The sequence below is a fragment of the Anaerococcus sp. Marseille-P3625 genome (genome assembly GCF_900232825.1).
In the GTDB taxonomy this organism is placed as follows: Bacteria; Bacillota; Clostridia; order Tissierellales; family Peptoniphilaceae; genus Anaerococcus.
On record NZ_OCTP01000008.1, the window covers coordinates 72834 to 89323 of the forward strand.

The 16490-nt window shown below is 33.8% G+C and carries 20 protein-coding genes; 4 read left to right on the forward strand and 16 right to left on the reverse strand.

Features of this window, described 5'->3' with window-relative positions:
• Positions 1 to 27: 27 nt before the first annotated feature.
• From CS884_RS00480 to CS884_RS00495, 4 genes are read right to left on the reverse strand one after another with little or no spacing between them, the layout of a single operon-like run.
• On the reverse strand, positions 28 to 1419 hold the full coding sequence (locus tag CS884_RS00480; RefSeq protein WP_002836639.1) for an ATP-binding cassette domain-containing protein: 1392 nt from the start codon (positions 1417 to 1419) through the stop codon (positions 28 to 30).
• Positions 1412 to 2113, reverse strand: a complete 702-nt coding sequence (locus tag CS884_RS00485; protein WP_002836640.1) for an energy-coupling factor transporter transmembrane component T — start codon at positions 2111 to 2113, stop codon at positions 1412 to 1414. Before CS884_RS00485 ends, CS884_RS00480 begins: the two co-directional genes overlap by 8 nt.
• 24 nt (positions 2114 to 2137) lie before the next feature.
• Positions 2138 to 2719 (reverse strand): MptD family putative ECF transporter S component, encoded by a 582-nt coding sequence (locus tag CS884_RS00490; protein ID WP_002836642.1) that lies wholly within the window; start codon positions 2717 to 2719, stop codon positions 2138 to 2140.
• A gap of 17 nt (positions 2720 to 2736) precedes the next feature.
• The gene (locus CS884_RS00495) at positions 2737 to 3330 is read right to left on the reverse strand and encodes a TetR/AcrR family transcriptional regulator (RefSeq protein ID WP_009345225.1); all 594 of its coding nucleotides are present in this window, start codon (positions 3328 to 3330) and stop codon (positions 2737 to 2739) included.
• A 329-nt stretch (positions 3331 to 3659) separates the two neighbouring features.
• Between CS884_RS00495 and mobC the strand changes: the two genes are divergently transcribed.
• Both mobC and CS884_RS00505 read left to right on the forward strand, forming a co-directional pair.
• Positions 3660 to 4016 (forward strand): plasmid mobilization relaxosome protein MobC, encoded by a 357-nt coding sequence (gene mobC / locus CS884_RS00500; RefSeq protein ID WP_016502679.1) that lies wholly within the window; start codon positions 3660 to 3662, stop codon positions 4014 to 4016.
• 1 nt (position 4017) lies between these two features.
• Positions 4018 to 5349, forward strand: coding sequence for a relaxase/mobilization nuclease domain-containing protein (locus tag CS884_RS00505; protein WP_094205834.1), 1332 nt, complete (start codon positions 4018 to 4020; stop codon positions 5347 to 5349).
• Between the two features lie 73 nt (positions 5350 to 5422).
• On the opposite strand, the gene CS884_RS00510 is transcribed toward CS884_RS00505, so the two are convergent.
• From CS884_RS00510 to CS884_RS00525, 4 genes are all read right to left on the reverse strand, one after another.
• On the reverse strand, positions 5423 to 5689 hold the full coding sequence (locus CS884_RS00510; protein WP_000676624.1) for a hypothetical protein: 267 nt from the start codon (positions 5687 to 5689) through the stop codon (positions 5423 to 5425).
• A 42-nt stretch (positions 5690 to 5731) separates the two neighbouring features.
• On the reverse strand, positions 5732 to 6100 hold the full coding sequence (locus CS884_RS00515; protein WP_000470658.1) for a hypothetical protein: 369 nt from the start codon (positions 6098 to 6100) through the stop codon (positions 5732 to 5734).
• Between the two features lie 168 nt (positions 6101 to 6268).
• Complete coding sequence (locus tag CS884_RS00520) at positions 6269 to 7486, reverse strand: tyrosine-type recombinase/integrase (RefSeq protein WP_001291561.1); 1218 nt, start codon at positions 7484 to 7486, stop codon at positions 6269 to 6271.
• Between the two features lie 81 nt (positions 7487 to 7567).
• Positions 7568 to 7771, reverse strand: a complete 204-nt coding sequence (locus CS884_RS00525; protein ID WP_000814511.1) for an excisionase — start codon at positions 7769 to 7771, stop codon at positions 7568 to 7570.
• Here CS884_RS00525 and CS884_RS10750 point away from each other — a divergent pair.
• The gene (locus tag CS884_RS10750) at positions 7755 to 8006 is read left to right on the forward strand and encodes a hypothetical protein (RefSeq protein ID WP_001845478.1); all 252 of its coding nucleotides are present in this window, start codon (positions 7755 to 7757) and stop codon (positions 8004 to 8006) included. The two genes, CS884_RS00525 and CS884_RS10750, sit on opposite strands and share 17 nt — an antisense overlap.
• 225 nt (positions 8007 to 8231) lie before the next feature.
• Here the strand turns inward: CS884_RS10750 and CS884_RS00535 are convergent, their stop codons facing one another.
• Complete coding sequence (locus tag CS884_RS00535) at positions 8232 to 8462, reverse strand: helix-turn-helix domain-containing protein (RefSeq protein WP_000857133.1); 231 nt, start codon at positions 8460 to 8462, stop codon at positions 8232 to 8234.
• Positions 8459 to 8881 carry a sigma-70 family RNA polymerase sigma factor gene (locus CS884_RS00540; RefSeq protein WP_000804885.1) on the reverse strand — a complete coding sequence of 141 codons (423 nt, stop codon included), beginning with the start codon at positions 8879 to 8881 and terminating at the stop codon, positions 8459 to 8461. Before CS884_RS00540 ends, CS884_RS00535 begins: the two co-directional genes overlap by 4 nt.
• Positions 8882 to 9385: 504 nt before the next feature.
• Here CS884_RS00540 and CS884_RS00550 point away from each other — a divergent pair.
• The gene (locus tag CS884_RS00550) at positions 9386 to 9739 is read left to right on the forward strand and encodes a helix-turn-helix transcriptional regulator (protein ID WP_001227347.1); all 354 of its coding nucleotides are present in this window, start codon (positions 9386 to 9388) and stop codon (positions 9737 to 9739) included.
• 59 nt (positions 9740 to 9798) lie between these two features.
• On the opposite strand, the gene CS884_RS00555 is transcribed toward CS884_RS00550, so the two are convergent.
• The 6 genes from CS884_RS00555 to CS884_RS00580 all read right to left on the reverse strand — a co-directional run bounded on the left by CS884_RS00555 (position 9799) and on the right by CS884_RS00580 (position 16488).
• Positions 9799 to 9966 (reverse strand): cysteine-rich KTR domain-containing protein, encoded by a 168-nt coding sequence (locus tag CS884_RS00555; RefSeq protein ID WP_000336323.1) that lies wholly within the window; start codon positions 9964 to 9966, stop codon positions 9799 to 9801.
• A 118-nt stretch (positions 9967 to 10084) separates the two neighbouring features.
• A complete protein-coding gene (gene tet(M), locus CS884_RS00560) occupies positions 10085 to 12004 on the reverse strand; it encodes a tetracycline resistance ribosomal protection protein Tet(M) (protein WP_000691727.1) in 1920 nt (639 codons plus the stop codon).
• Between the two features lie 15 nt (positions 12005 to 12019).
• Positions 12020 to 12136, reverse strand: a complete 117-nt coding sequence (locus CS884_RS00565; protein WP_001791010.1) for a tetracycline resistance determinant leader peptide — start codon at positions 12134 to 12136, stop codon at positions 12020 to 12022.
• Between the two features lie 244 nt (positions 12137 to 12380).
• Entirely contained in the window at positions 12381 to 13316 is a 936-nt protein-coding gene (locus CS884_RS00570) for a conjugal transfer protein (protein WP_001224320.1), read from the reverse strand.
• Entirely contained in the window at positions 13313 to 14314 is a 1002-nt protein-coding gene (locus tag CS884_RS00575; protein ID WP_000769868.1) for a lysozyme family protein, read from the reverse strand. The genes CS884_RS00570 and CS884_RS00575 overlap by 4 nt, the downstream gene beginning before the upstream one ends.
• Positions 14311 to 16488, reverse strand: a complete 2178-nt coding sequence (locus tag CS884_RS00580; protein WP_099320167.1) for a CD3337/EF1877 family mobilome membrane protein — start codon at positions 16486 to 16488, stop codon at positions 14311 to 14313. The genes CS884_RS00575 and CS884_RS00580 overlap by 4 nt, the downstream gene beginning before the upstream one ends.
• Positions 16489 to 16490: the final 2 nt, after the last annotated feature.

The window sequence follows — 16490 nt, forward strand, 5'->3', positions numbered from 1 at the left end:
ACCTCCATAATTGTATCCATTTGCATTTTATTTTAGAAATTCATATATTGTACCATCACAGTGTTTTATAAATTCAAAATCGTGTGTAATAATTATAATGAGTTTTCCTTCTCTCTCCATATCGTGTAGGAAATTAATTAATGTATTCATCTGTGGTTTACATAATCCACTTGTAGGCTCATCTAAGATAATAATAGGTTTATTACTAAGCCTTGCTATAGCAATCAACAATCTTTGCTTCTCTCCTCCCGATAAACTTTGAGGATGTTTTTCAAGCTTTGATAATAATCCCATCTTTTCCAACATTTTTTCATTTAGGCTTTTATCTTCACTTACTGTTGATACTTCCGATAATACACTTTCTGTAAAAAGCTGGGAGCTAGGATCTTGCATTACCATAAAAATTTCTTTATTTTGTTTTGTAACTTTTTTTTGATTAACAAATACATCTCCGTGACCTTTTGTAATACCGGTCAATAATTTAATGAAAGTACTTTTCCCTATTCCATTTTTTCCAATGATAAAATTTACTCCCTTATTAAAGGAAATACTAAAGTCAAAAATTTTATTCTTTTCATATTTTTTCTTAAAATTATGACATGATAAATCTCCATTGCTAAAATTATTTTTATCATCCAATAAATTCACTTTATAATATTTATTAATTTCTAAATCACTTTTCTCTATTTTATTAAATGTTCTAAGTTCATATCCTTCTGCAATAGCTTTCAAATTATAATCATTTAAATCTTCTTTTTCGTATAAATTTAAAGACCCATTATCAATAATACATAGCTTATCCATTATATTTTTTAAATAAAATAATCTATGTTCCACAACAATTATTATCTTATTTAATTCTTTTAATTTCACTAAGGCTTCTTTTAACCTTTCTATAGATTCATTATCTAATGATGAAGATGGTTCATCTAATAAAATAATATCATTTTCAGAAATTGCACAAGCTGCAAGTGCTATCATTTGCTTTTCTCCACCAGATAAATCAAATATATTTTTATCTAATAAGTATTCTATATTTAAGAGTTTTGAGTATTTCTTTATTCTATTGATTATCTCTGACTTGTCAGTATTTCTATTTTCTAGCTGAAAGGCTAACTCCTCAGTGGAATTCATACAGTAAAATTGAGATTTTGGATTTTGAAATACATTTGAAATAATACATGATCTTTCAAATATATTTTTACTAAGTAAATCTAGGCTGTTATATTTTATTTCTCCATTAATATTAGCATCAAGGTATTCAGGTATTACTCCATTAATTGCTTTTAATAGTGTGCTTTTTCCACATCCAGAATGTCCTGTAATAACTGTAATTTCACCAGCTTTACATTCAAAATTTAGATTTTTTAAGATATTTTCATCATCAAAAGATAAATCAAGCTTTCTTATTTTAAGCATATTTTCTACCTCTTATATAAAAAAATAAAACTAAAATAGAAACAAAAAAAATTAAATAGTCAGCAAATGTTAACTTTGCTTCTCTAATATTTGATCTATTTTGATTGACAGCAAGACCCTTAGTTAATGAAGCTACTGTCAATTCATCAGCAGAATTTGATAGGGTCATCAATAGTGGGATTATCCTATATTCAATTAATAAAATAGGATTCTTTAAAAATTTCCTAAAACTTATACCCCTCAAATAAATAGCTTGTTTTATTTGTCTATACTCAATTCTTGTTGCATAAAAATATCTAACCATAACCGCAACAGGAATGGCTATCTGATCAGGACACTTCACCTTTTTTAATGAACAAATTGCTTCTCCTACACTAGTCGTTAAAATTATATAATTTCCCATAACCATAGGTGCAAAAACTCTTTTTATTATAATTATAACTATGTGTATAAGTGATAATATTATAGAATCATTTAATTCCCTAATATTAATTTCTATAATATTCAATATTATAAAAAGTATGATTGATTTAATCCCGGATTTTATATGTCCAGATAAAAATAATAAAAAAGTAGGGAGCATACATATTAATACATAATATATAGGATTTAGGCTTTGAATATTTCCAATTGTCATAATAAAAGAAATAACCATCATTAAAAATAATTTTGCTCTAAAATCTATCCTTATCATATCTAATAACCCGCTCCCTAATTCTTACTTACCAATTTTTGAAAAATGTTTTTTCAAAAACACAATTCCTAAGCTACAACCTACAAAAGCACCAATAAATCCTAAAATAGCCATAACTATTAAAATCCAATCAGGCATAACTTTCATCATTGTGTCAATAAATTCTTGCTTATAACCTTGATTTAAAAGCCCTTGTGCATACTCATTTCTTGAGATGATAATCGGAACATAGTTTCCTAAAGTGCAAAGACTTGAAAAAGAAAATGCTAATCTAGATTTTCCTTTACTGTCATAAGAGCCTGATTTTAATATTATTTCTCCAATAAATCCTGCAATTGCTCCTGTTAAAAGTGCCCATGGACCATGACCCATGATGACATAAGCTAAAGATATTAGCATTGTTTGAATAAAAAGCATTCCTGGCTTCTTAATTTTTGTTGAAAAAAGCATGTTACTAGGTCCAACTAAAATTCCCTGTACTAAGGGAACAATTGGCATCAAAACAGGAACCATAGCTGTAAATGAGCCTATTAGCATAAAAATAAACCCAAGTACTGCAAACAAACCAACATTAATTAAATCTCTAACTTCTAATTTTTTATTCATTTCTGAAACCTCCTTAGTTATCTATTTTTTTCTAAATCTAAAATATAATTTAAAATTGTATCTTTTAGATATTTCCTATTCTCATCATATGAATCTCTTGCATTAAGAACTTGCGAGCTTAATATCATTCCATTTATATAATTTACTAAAAAACCATCTTCAAAAATCTTTGAATCAATTCCTAATTTATTAGATATTGAATCTAATTGATTTACTGTTTCTGTTTTCAAATCTTGAAACATCTTTTCTAAATCTTCATTATATTTTTTTGATTGTAATAAAAGAGAATAAACCTTAGTAATATCTGTATCTGGTAGACACTTATCCACTAAAATTTCACTCATCTGTTCATATTTATCTTGACCTATGTGAGCTTCTAAATAATTATCAATTAAATTATTTCTATACTGATTTCCATCAAGCATTAAATCTTTAAGCATTTCAGCTGTGCTTTTATAATGATGATAGACACCACCTGTGCTCATGCCAACTTCTTTAATCACATCTTCCATTGTTGTATTCTGAAATCCTTTATTCAAAAAACATCTCATTGCTGCATCTCGAATTTCTTTTTTTCTAATTTGACCAACTTTTGTTTCCTTATCTTTCAATAAAATACCTCCAATCATTCAATTATTTTCCGAGGATTCCCTCGGTTTTTATTATATCTTAATTGAAAAATATTTTCAATATCAATCAAATTATAAATTTTGCTCTACTCTACCGTATACTTCTTAATTAATTTATTTAAATGCGGTATAATTAATAAAACTGAATAAACGCTTAACGCTTATAACTTTAATAGCAAGCACAGTAAGTGAGTACCCACTTACGAAAAATTGATGAAGCAGAACCTTTATGGACTGCTTCTTTTTTTATCAATTTTACCTTGTTAGGGAGAACCCTAAGACCCCAATATTTTATGATAAGGAGATATACTATGGATAATAGAAAAAGAAATAATCAACTAAAAATATATTTAACAGATGAAGAAAAAGAAATCTTTGAAAAGAAAATGAAACTTGCAAACTGCAAAACTATGTCCCACTTTCTTAGGAAATGTGTGTTAGAAAAAGAGATTTATGTTGTAGATTTAGAACCATTTAGAAACCTACAATGGCTACTTTCGAATGCAACAAATAATATAAACCAGATTGCAAAAGCTACTAATACAACTGGTGTTATTTACAAAAATGAAATTGAATCAATGAATAAACAGATAGAAAAATTATCAAAAGAAATATGGCAGATCCATTCCCTACTTCTTAATAAATCAAAAGAAAGTTCTGGTGATTAGTATGGCAATTACGAAAATACATCCTATAAAATCAACTCTAAATTTGGCAATAGACTATATAACTAAGAGTGAAAAAACTGATGAAAAAATCTTGGTATCTTCATTCAAATGTCATCCATCTACTGCACACATTCAATTTATGAAAACACGAGAAGACAATGATACTAAAGGTACAGTTTTGGCTAGACATTTAATTCAATCTTTTCTACCAGGAGAGGTTGATCCTATAAAAGCTAATGAAATTGGAATGGAATTATGTAAGAAAATTTTAAAAGAAGATTATGAATTTGTTCTTGCAACTCATATAGATAGAGGGCATATCCATAACCATATTATTTTTAATAATGTTAATTATAAGACTGGTAAATGCTACCAATCTAACAAAAAAACTTACCATAAAATCAGGTATCAAAGTGATGAATTGTGTAAAGAAAATAAGCTTTCAGTCATTGATAAATATTATGAAGCTTACAAAAGAAAATATAAAACTTCTGGTAAATCCTGGTATGAATATGACCAAAACAAGAAAGGAAATTCTTGGAAGTCTAAACTGCAATTTGATATAGATAGAATGATTAATAAGTCTAACTCGTGGAAAGAGTTTTTAGAAAATATGAAATCTCTTGATTATGAAATTAAGTTTGGTAAACATATTGCTTTTCGTCATAAAGATAAGCAAAGATTTACAAGAGCAAAGACTATCGGAGAAGATTATACTGAAGATAAAATTAAAGAAAGAATAGATTTAGCTATTATGAACAAAGCTAATCCTATTAAAAAACGTGTAGGAAATGTTATTGATATATCTACTAATGAAAAAGTACAATCCTCTAAAGGTTACGAAGTCTGGGCAAGAAAACATAATATCAAAACAATGGCTGATTCAATAATTAAACTTAGAGAACAAGGAATTAATTCAATTACACAACTTGATGATCTAATAAAAAAATCTGCCGATGATAGACAAGACTTGTTAGATAAAATAAAGAAAGTTGAAAGTGAAATGAAAAGTTTATCCCAAGATATGGAAGATATTAATACTATAAATAAGTATCGTGAAATCTATAAATACCATAAGAAAAATCCTGAAGATAAGCAATTTGCAGACGAGTATTATAGCGAACTTTCCATTTATAAAATAGCCGCAAAAGAAATCTTAGAAAATTATAATAAGCTACCAAAGACAAAAGAAATACTATCCAAACTCGATAAATTGCAAGAAAAAAAGAACACCCTTATGCAAGAGTATTCTTTGAATAAAGAACAATTTTCTGACCTTGTTCAGTATAGGAAAAACTATGAAAATTATTATGGAAAGGAAGTAGAGAGATAAAAAGCTATAAGCGGATAAACTTATAGCTTTTTAAAATTATTTATAAATTTTTAATCTAAACTTATTATCTCACTTAAAGAGATCCTACTAGATGACCTGCGAACATTGATATAGGAAGTAATAAGATCAAAAGGATATTTAATAACATAAACAACTTATCCTTTTCCTTTACTCCAAATATTAAACCTATTAGTCCAATAATTGGGCAAACAAACATTGATGTGATTCCGGTTGGTCTTAAACTTGTATAGCTTTCAAATATACCTACTGGAAGTAGATAAGAGATCACAAATATCACAAGTCCGAGTAGAAATATCTTCTTACTTATTTTTCCTTTCATAAACACTCCTAATAAATTTTTAATTAATTTAATTATATACAATTAATATTTTTTAATTTCTTCAAATTCAATAAGTTTTACTTCATTATTTTTAATCTCCAATATACATGGTATAGTATTAATAGAATAATACTCTAAAATTTTATTAAGATCAGCATTGTTAAAATATTCATCTATATCTAAATCTACGATATTTTTTGATAAATCATGTTCTTTCCCTTCTTTTTTTGCTAACTCTACTCCATTGCTTATATAATGTAAGCAATATGGGCAATCCTTAGATGTTAATAGACATATGCCGTCTTTTCTTTCTATATCTTTCCAATCCACTTGATTCAGCTGTCTTTTTTCTATTTCATAATTAAATAATTCATAAAATTGTTTATAATTATTAATATTTCTAATAAACAAAACATAGATTTCTAATTATCCTTTTAAATCTCATTAAATGCTCGTAAAGCCTTATTCTATGTGCTTTCGAGTATTTTTACTGTAGGAAGATACTTCACGTTTCTTTGCATATTTCCTCATGTCTTAGCTGTCAGAAGTGGTAAATAAGTAGTAAATTCATTTGTACTACTAAGCAACAAGACGCTCCTGTTGCTTCTCTTTATTCAAGCGTTTCATTTCTGCCATTGCAGAATCGAATGTTGCATGTGCGTAATAGTTCAGCGTCATGGCTATATTAGCATGTCCCATAATGTACTGTAATGCCTTTGGATTCATTCCTGCATTTGCATAGTTGGTACAGAATGTATGTCGCAAACTATGTGGAGTGATGTGTGGCAATTTATCCTCGTTATACTTATTGTATTTCTTAACAAGACCTTTCATCATGCCGTTGTAATCACTTGCCACTTTTGGATAGTTCTTTCTATTAAGAAAGAGGAAATCACTATATCCATCAATCTCAACACGCTTATCATTCTTTCGATTCGCTAACACTCGCTTAAATGCTTGATAGGCTTCTTCAACCATAGGAACTTGACGTTCGCCACTTTTGGTCTTTGGTGTTTCAATGTAGTACCCAATTTCAGTATCTCTCAATAGCTGATGGTCTATATTGACAAGACGATTCTCAAAATCTAAATCTGGAAGTGTCAAACCACCAAACTCTGAAATACGAAGACCTGTTTTTAAGAGTATCAGAATTTCATCATAATTTTTGCTGTAGGTTTTATCAGCTTTTGCAAAGGCTAACAGTTTTTCTTCCTGTTCTTCTGTTAGTACGGTCTTAGGGACAGTATCATCATCAAGAACTGCTTTCAGTTGAAAGTCAAATGGATTCTTCCGAACACAATCATCTTGTATAGCAATATAGAATGAAGCCTTTAAAGAACGTTTGTAGTTATTGATGGTTTGATAAGCATAACCATTTTCACTCATTCTAATAGCCCATTCTTTAGCGTCTGATGGCTTAATACTGTCAATACTTCTTACACCTAACTTGTCTTTCTTCAAAATATCCATAAGATATTTGCGTCCAGTTTCAGTGTTTTTTCTAACCTTTGGTCTTTGAGCGTTCTGTTTTGCGTAAAGCTGGCAGAGTGTCATTTTCTTTCCTACAACATCAATACCATCATGAATGTCTTTCTGTAACTCTGCGATTTTCTCTCTAAGTGAGATACAATCACGCTTTCCTGCTGGTACTCGGTCTGTAGCCACAAGTTTCCACGAGTAAACAAATTGCGGTTCTCCAAATGAATCTATATATTTGTATAAGTATCTTCCGTCTTTTCGTTGGCTCTCTCCAGTCTTTAAGATTCGACCTTTATTGTCACGTCTTTTTTCTGACATGGCATTTGCTCCTTTCCTTTATGGAAAGAGCCTTGATACGACTTAATACTATTTTATCATATACAAGACCCTTTGGCGACGCTAGATTGCGTCCAATGTATCTATAATTTTTTCAAATTGTTTTCGTTTAATCTGAATACGATTGCCATTCATAATCAGCCAATTTGCATTTTTATTTTCCTCTGCCAAGCGTCGTAGCTTGTTTTCGCCAATACGAAAATATTTTGACGCTTCTTCAATGGTTAGGGTATAACGTTCCCAAATAGGAATGTCAGTCTGCTTCATAAAATCCTCCTTTCCAAATCACTTATTTGGATTTCATAAAAGTTGTTTTACCAGCAATCGAACAGCTTTAGCAAAGCTCACGGGAGTTCCACCCCTGCATGGTTCTCATGTAGCCATACTCATTGCCTGCGACGGTTTTATCACGCTCGGACTATTGACTGTATGGGAGTATCATTATCACGATAAGAATGTCGTTGCAGGCAATCCTGCTAAAGATTGCTTCTCGGATCACTAACATGAATCGCTCGCTATCTTTATAAGATAGGTCATGGCGGTTAGTTCCGTTGGCTCTTTTCTTATCGAAACGTATTCGATTACTTTTATTCAGTTTTCAAAGAACAATGGCTCGTTAGCCTATCAAAACACATTGAAAGCTCAATATGCTTTGGTGGAATAACAAACCTCCCTGTTCGGGAAGCGTGGAATGGTTTAGCACGCTTCCACGAAAGGAGAGAGGATATTACTTAATTTCAAATGACAAAATCTTTGTAATCAGTCTGGTTTCCATTCTTCCACGTAAGACTTCATCAACGACCATACTTTGATTGCCATATTCATCTTTCATAAGTCGTAGGGAACGCTTCGTTATGTACCCTCTGTAATGATGTAGAATCTGGTTAATCGCTTCGGTATCGCCATCTGTTGCCTTTACAATGAGAGGAAAGGGAATCATAGGATATTGTGTTTTCATTCTTCAAATTCCTCCATAAACTTTTTAATTAAGGCTAGTCCACTGGTTCTATGCCGATAGACAGTAGAACGGTTCAATTTCAACAGGTCTGCAATTTCTGAATCGCTCATGTCCATAAAGTAAAACAGCAGTAGAATTTCACGTTTCTTGTCTGGCAACTCACGTAATGCTTCACTCAACAAATCATTTTCAACGCCTACTGATAACCCATTGAGTGTAAAAATCTGAAAGTCAGTTGAATAGTTATCTGTTGTCGCAAACTGGCTAACAAGATAATCGCCAACATCCGAAAAGGACACCTCACGCTTTGCAATCCTTGAAAGATAAAGCATATAATTCTTTCGCTCGTCTTCCATAGCACGTTTACAGATATAGTCAAACTGATTTTCTATTGTGGTCTGAAAAGAAGATGGTTTCATGTTTCTCACCCCCTTTCTGTCTAGGAAAGGAAGTGAGCCTTGCTCGTTTATCTCCTTTCACTCTTAGTCCCAATGTGAAAGGGGGATTTGTTGCATTACTGATAAATAAACTTTGTAAAAAAGTTCTGAATAGCCAAAAAAGCATATAAACAGATTTATTTCTCTGTTTACATGCTTCTGTTATTCTATCTATATGATTTATAAAACCACATTGGTGGACGTACTTATCTATTGCAGATAGACGACTTTTTTTGACAAGAACCCAATGTAAGGAAATTTATTGTATATGATGTACTTCATGGCGACGTTGACCTCCAACAAACCGCCATTTGGAAGTAATATACAATATTTTAACAGCGTAAATAGCACTACCATATAACGGTTTTTTTTATTGGCGTTTAGTAGTGCTTTTTATTAAATATAAACCTATAAACCATATAACACGTTTTTCTATACCTGTTTTTAATTCAGTAGGAACAATAAAATGTATAGAGGTGGTCTACTATGCGTAAAAAAGAAGATAAATATGATTTTAGAGCCTTTGGTTTAGCCATTAAAGAAGCTCGATTGAAACGAGGTTTAACTCGTGAACAAGTGGGAGCATTGATTGAAATTGACCCACGGTACTTAACTAATATTGAAAATAAAGGGCAACACCCCAGCATACAAGTTCTTTATGACCTTGTATCGTTACTTCATGTTTCCGTTGATGAATTTTTCTTACCTGCTAATAACTTGGTAAAAAGCACCCGACGATTACAGATAGAGAAATACATGGATAGCTTTACAGACAAAGAACTATCCTTAATGGAATCTTTAGCCAGCGGTATCAACGAAGCAAGAAACATCGAAGACTAATTAAAAGAATCCATACATAACGGAAAGAGCCGATAAAATGAGATTGTATTAATCTCATTTTATCGGCTCTGCGTCTTTGCGTCTGGCTCTGTAATCACAGTTACTTTGAACTGCTTTATTTCAATTAAATTTTCTTGTCTGCATTTCGGACAATAGAGGGGGAATTTTTTTAATTCAGTATCTTCCCTTATCTTTAATCGTGTTTTATTTCCACATACAGGACACAATATCCACTTGTAGTTTATAATAACTATCTCCTCCTTTACACTTTAATTCAAATCTTTATTAAAAAATATTTCATCTTATTTAACAAGAAACCATATTTATATAACAACATAAAATACACTAAGTTATTTTATTGAACATATATCGTACTTTATCTATACGACTATTTGGACGACGGGGCTGGCAAACAGGTTCACCGGTAGTAACATGGTACCCTTTTAACTCTGTTAAACAAACACTACGTCCATTTGTAAAGAAAGTTAAATCACTACGATATTCTTGAATACATCGAGCAGGGATTTCTCCACTAAGAATGACCTCATTATTTTTCAATTGAGTGTCTACGATGTTCGCACAATATTTAGGAGCATCGTTGTATGCTCGTGAAAGATATTCCTGTGGCGCATAAATTTTAAAACTAAGATATGGCTCTAACAATTCTGTTCCAGCTTTTTTTAAGACTTGTTCCAATACAATAGGAGCAAGCATTCGAAAATCTGCTGGGGTACTAACAGGGCTATAGTATAAGCCATACTTAAAACAGATTTTACAATCCGTCACATTCCAACCATATAATCCTTGTTCGCAACCATAGCGTATCCCTTCCATAACTGCATTTTGAAATGATTGATTTAAGTATCCAAGAGAAACCGAGCTCTCATACTGCATTCCACTTCCCAACGGAAGCGGTGATACAGATAAACCAATGGAAGCCCAGAAAGGATTTGGCGGCACTTCGATGTGAATGGTATATTCTGCATTTTTTAACGGTCTCTCCATATAAATGACTGTAGGCTCTTTTAGTTCTATCTCCACATGATACTTTTCTTGCAACAGTGCACTAATCACTTCCATTTGTACTTTCCCTAAGAAAGAAAGTATAATTTCATGTGTCGTAGAATCCACGTAATATCGTAGAAGCGGATCACTATCTGAGATTTCCAAAAGGGCATCAAGCAACATTTCTCTCTGTTCAGGTTTACTCGGTTCAACAGTTGTTTGTAGTAGAGGGTGCGGATTTTCAATCTTTTTTCTCTGTGGCAATAGTTTTGTATCTCCAAGAACACTATTTAACTTCAAAAACTCATTTTGCAAAATAACAATTTCTCCAGAATAAGCTCTATCAATCTTACATAATTCACCATTTATTGAAGTATACATTTCTGTAACTTTTATTTTTTCTTTTTCTGATACTCTAACCGAATCTCGTAAATGTAGTACTCCACTATAAAGGCGTATATATGCAAGACGTTGTCTTTTTTTTGTATATTCAATTTTGAAAACATTTCCGCAAAGTTCAGACGGACCTCGATGTGTTGATGAATAAAATTTATTCGTAATCACTTCTATAAGGTTATCAATCCCTATATTGTTTTTTGCACTTCCGTGATAAACAGGGAACAGGGAACAATTATGAAATCTTATGCTTTCCTCTTGTTCGAGTTCCAATGCTTCTAATGATTTACCGGACATATATTTCTCTAAAAGGTCATCGTTTCCCTCTATTACCGTATCCCATTGTTCAGATTCGGTAAAGTTCGTCACACACATATTAGGATACAGTTCTACCTTCTGTTTGATTACAATTTCGGCAGAAAGTTTCTCTTTAATATCCTGATAAACCGTTGATAAATCAATTCCATTTTGGTCAATCTTATTGATAAAAAAGATTGTGGGAATCCCCATTTTCCTAAGTGCATGAAATAATATACGAGTTTGTGCTTGTACGCCATCTTTTGCAGAAATCAGTAGAATTGCCCCATCTAAAACTGATAATGAACGATATACTTCTGCTAAGAAATCCATATGTCCTGGCGTGTCTATGATGTTCACCTTCGTATTTTCCCACTGAAAAGAGGTTATTCCTGTCTGAATTGTAATTCCTCTCTGACGTTCTAAAAGCGTATTATCCGTCCTCGTTGTACCTTTGTCCACGCTTCCTAATTCTGTAATCGCTCCACTGTTATATAATAAGCTTTCTGTTAAGGTAGTTTTTCCTGCATCAACATGAGCTAAAACTCCAATATTAATAATTTTCATGTGATTTTCCTCCATTCAAAAACCCAAAAGGGCATAAAAATCCCAGTGATAAATACTTTTATCACTGGGATTTTTATGCATAACCATAGGTATACAAAGCATACAGATATTCTCTGGATACTTTAGAATCACATGATAAAGGTATTCTTAAACTGGGTACAAAAAACTAAGCCCTCCTAAAAAAGGACATCCAATTATTTGTTCCCACTATCAAATTGACAGTTTATTTAAGAATACCTTGCTGCATATTTATTAACTCCTTTTAAATAGATACTTAAATAATAGCACGTAAGAGCATATTTGTAAAGGAATCTCCAATTTTTTATCAAAGAGAGTACGTGATTACAAAATAGCTGTAATAATGTACCAATATTTGTTATTCTATAATCTTCCAATTACTCCCGTTCTTTTCAAGTACCAAATCAAATTGAGATACCTGCGTTGCTTTGGTCTGCTGGTCGATATACTCCACTGTCAGCGATACCGTGACTTGATTATCCTTACGATTGTGAATAGGATTTACCAGTTCTTGAAAGATGTACTCTTTTCCGATTGGTTTTAATATCCCGTCATTCACATAGTAGGAAAGTTCACTGGCTGTCGCTGTAGGATAGAGCTTGAAGAACGTCGTTAAAAACTCATTGATTTCATTGGTTGTAATGGAATCAACCGTCCCCTCACTTTCAATGGCTTTTGGTTTATAACTTGATTTCTTAGGTATGTTGGTAATGGTCGGATTCTTAACCAGTACCATATTTCCAGAACCATCTACATAGACACTCACTATATAAGCAGAGTGGACGGTCTTTGTATTTTCTCCCTCTGTAATGAGCTGGTCTACACTGTAGGTTACATTAAACTCATTGTCGCCAGTTGGCTCTACCGTCCATATCTGAAATCCTCTTACAGAAGACGATACAGGAATATCTTTGCGTACTGTATCAACATTGAGAGCTTGAAGTTCATCTGTCAGATAGCCTTTTAGACTTTCCATTCGATTATCAATGGACTTATCGGATTGCTCCCATGAATAGTAGACTTTCGCAAAGTTCTCTACAAAATTTTCTACATGATGAGTATCAACGTATTCCTTTTCTATGATAGTTGTTTCGTGAATAGTATGAGTATCTATAGCTGTAAAGTGCTTGAATATCGCAAAGCTGAAACTAAGCCCTAAAAGTACCCACAAGGCAATCACAACCTTTTTATGAGGATTGACCTTATAGTAGACACGAGGTTTCTTTTCCTTTGGTATCTGTTTTTCTTTATTCTGATTTTTTCTAAATTTCATCATTAAATCTTCCTTTCTCATTGTTTGATTCGTCCTGCTCCCACTAAATGCTGTTGCCAGTAGGGGCTTGTTAAGTCGGCATAACCGATTGGGTCGCCTGCATGAAACATACGGTTATTGCCAAGGTATATCCCAACATGAGTAATATAAGAGCCAGCGTTATAGGTAGAATGAAAGAAAACCAAATCGCCAGCTTGTGCTTCCGATAGTGGGATATGCTGGGTCACATCATATTGCTGTTGTGCGGTTCGTGGTAAGTTAATTCCAGCTTTTCCATACGTCCATTGTGTCAGTCCGCTACAATCAAAAGAAGTAGTCGGGGAAGCTCCACCGTAAACGTATCGCCAGCCCTCATATTTCAGTGCTTCGTCCATGATGGCTTGTACCGTATCATCATCAAACTCTGTTGTGACAAGATACTGCGTTACCAGTTGCACATAAAACATATTGCCATAGTTGTATCGCCAGCCCCCATTGATAGGTATGGCTATGGGATTGGGGTAAGACACTTTTTCGCCACCTGAATACTCTTTTGAGAAACTTTGAGCCAGTTCAAAGGTATATTTATTTCCACGATTAGCCACATACCCTAAGAAACCACCACCATAATTGTAGGACTGGATAACCGATTCTAAATCTACACTGAGCCTTTCGCTACTGGCTAATAATTCACTGAAATACTTCACACCTTGCTTAATGGATTCTTCTGTACTCAATGAATTAGGTGGAAGACCGAGGGATTCCGAGGACTGCATAACATCTTCCGCAGTACCGCCCGATTCCACCTGTATAATCGCAAGAAGTATGTTGACATATTCTTCAACGCCATATTCTTTGGCATATTTTTCTACCATAGGCTTATGAGCCAGCACTTCTGCGGAAACATTCACACCTCCATAATGAATATTGGAAATTCCGCTGTCCTGTTCATCTGAAAATAAAATGGCAACAAACAGAAGCAGTGAGAAGACCATCAAGAATAATCCAGAACCACCAATCACTAAAGTTTTCAACTTCATGGTTTCTTACCGACTTTCTTAATGGTGGCGGTTTTGATTGGTGGTCTACTTCTTGTATTTTGTAGTGGTACTCTTTGAACAGTAGACGGACGTTCTTTTGTGATTGGACGTTGTGAAGTTCTATCTGCTGTAGTGGTTGAAGTTGCTGGCTTTTGAACGGTTTTTTCTTGAACGGTATTGCCTTGGCGTTCCACTTTTGGACTTGAAAAATCGGACTTAACTGCTGGACGCTCTTGTTTGGCTTGTTGAGATTCCTTATATGAAGTCTGAATATTAGACTGTTTTGAGGTCTGTTCATCATGATATTGTTCTTGTCTTGTAGTCGGTCTTTCATGAACAGAAGAAGCAGGCTGTTTTTTCTGTTTGACCTGTTCCATTTCAGAGCGACGCTTCGCAATGGTTTTTCGCCTTTGTTCCTGCTGTTCCTTGCGTCCACTGGCTCTGTCCGCTTTGGTTTGAGAAATACTACTGGTTAAATCACGGACATTCTCTTTTACTTTGGATTTTCCTTGATATACTGCATATCTTGCATTGGTCGGCAAATCTTTAACCTGTTCTTTCAAACCACTAGCAGTGTCTACCATTCTGTCTTTGGTATCAGCTACTGTACCGATGGTTTGACCGATACGTTTTCCAAGTGTTGATTTTTCCTTTCCGTCTGGTCGGGAGTGATCTGCTTGTGTCCTTGCAGAACTCCCCGAACCCGACTGTCCTTTTTTACCTGTAACAATGGCAGACCCAGCCCCTAGAGTAGTCATGGAACGTCCAAGTTTCCGCTGTAGACGGTGCATGTGAGCGTGCATAAGCATACGAGGTTTTCTCATCACACGACTTCCCACACTTTGAGAATCGTTACTCTGTAGAGAAAACATACTCATTAAATCGCCCAGCTTGAAGTAGATTCCTGCAAAGGTCACAATCTGTAGAAAAGCAATCAAAAAGAACGGATAACCAGCCGATAAGGTATAGAGCATGGTTGAAATACTAAATGCTGTCGTAATAATCAATGTGATTCCAGCTCGTGTCAAAATGGTATTAAAGAGCTTTGTTATGGCTCGTTTTGACATACCATCAAATGATGGAATCATGCTTAAAATAAAGCTCACAGGCAGAAACATAGCATAGATGATAAAAAGTACCTGCGAGAAAATCATGATTCCTGTTAATAGGAATACAAATATGGAAATCCCAATATTGAAGACAAATAGGAAGAAGACTGTACCTAAACGGTTAATGGTCTTTGTAATGGTTAGATTGGTATTGCTTCTGTCTTCAATTTCTTCCGCAACAATTTTTTCTCTGTCTTCGCCATTGTTGGAATCTGGGCTGGTGGAGAGCAGGCTTTCCACACGGTCAATACCGATACTTTCAATGTCTGAACTGTTGTATTGAAGCAGTAGCCACGGTTGCTGAACCTGTATGGAAAACAGGCTATCTCTGATTAAGTCCACGCTGTCCTTGCCTTGACTATCGGAATGGGGCATGACAATCTTCGTGCCAAGTGATAAACTGGCATTACTGATGTCTGATGAAAAGTCATTGATTTTTTTAATGTAGTCGGGAGCGTAGGCAATAAAGGAAGCCGATAGGATAAACACCAGCACAAAATTCATAATGGCATGAATTGCCTTTGTGGTTTCTCTCTTTATCAGTCCCGTATAGGCAACATAAACCCCAAGAACCAAAATCAAGAGTAAGAGGAATCCAACATAGAAACCCTCTGTTGAAAATCCGTTTGCACTCACACCAGCTAAGGTCTGCATATTCTTACCAATGGAATCTGCTGTAGCGGAAATGAAGTCTAAGGAATAGGCTTCCTGTACTAAGTAACCTGTCGCATTGGAAACATACAAACTGATTGTCCAAATAAAATTGGTAATGGCATATAGTCCATACATGACCTGTTTTCCAATCCCGCCCGACCAGTTCCACGGAAGCCAGCCCCAGCTATTATCCACATAAAAATCCAGTTGATAGTTTTCAAGTGGGTATCGGCTGTATTCATTTGCCACATTGACCGTATCATCTACCAAGCCCGCAGCTTGAACCACCGTTCCCAGCATGGCTAAAAGAAAAATGGCAATCACAAGTGTGAAAGCCACTGTCATTGCCACTTTACCTAGACGTTTCAGCGTCCAGTTTGATTTTATTCTGTTTACTATTGATGGTTTCACAT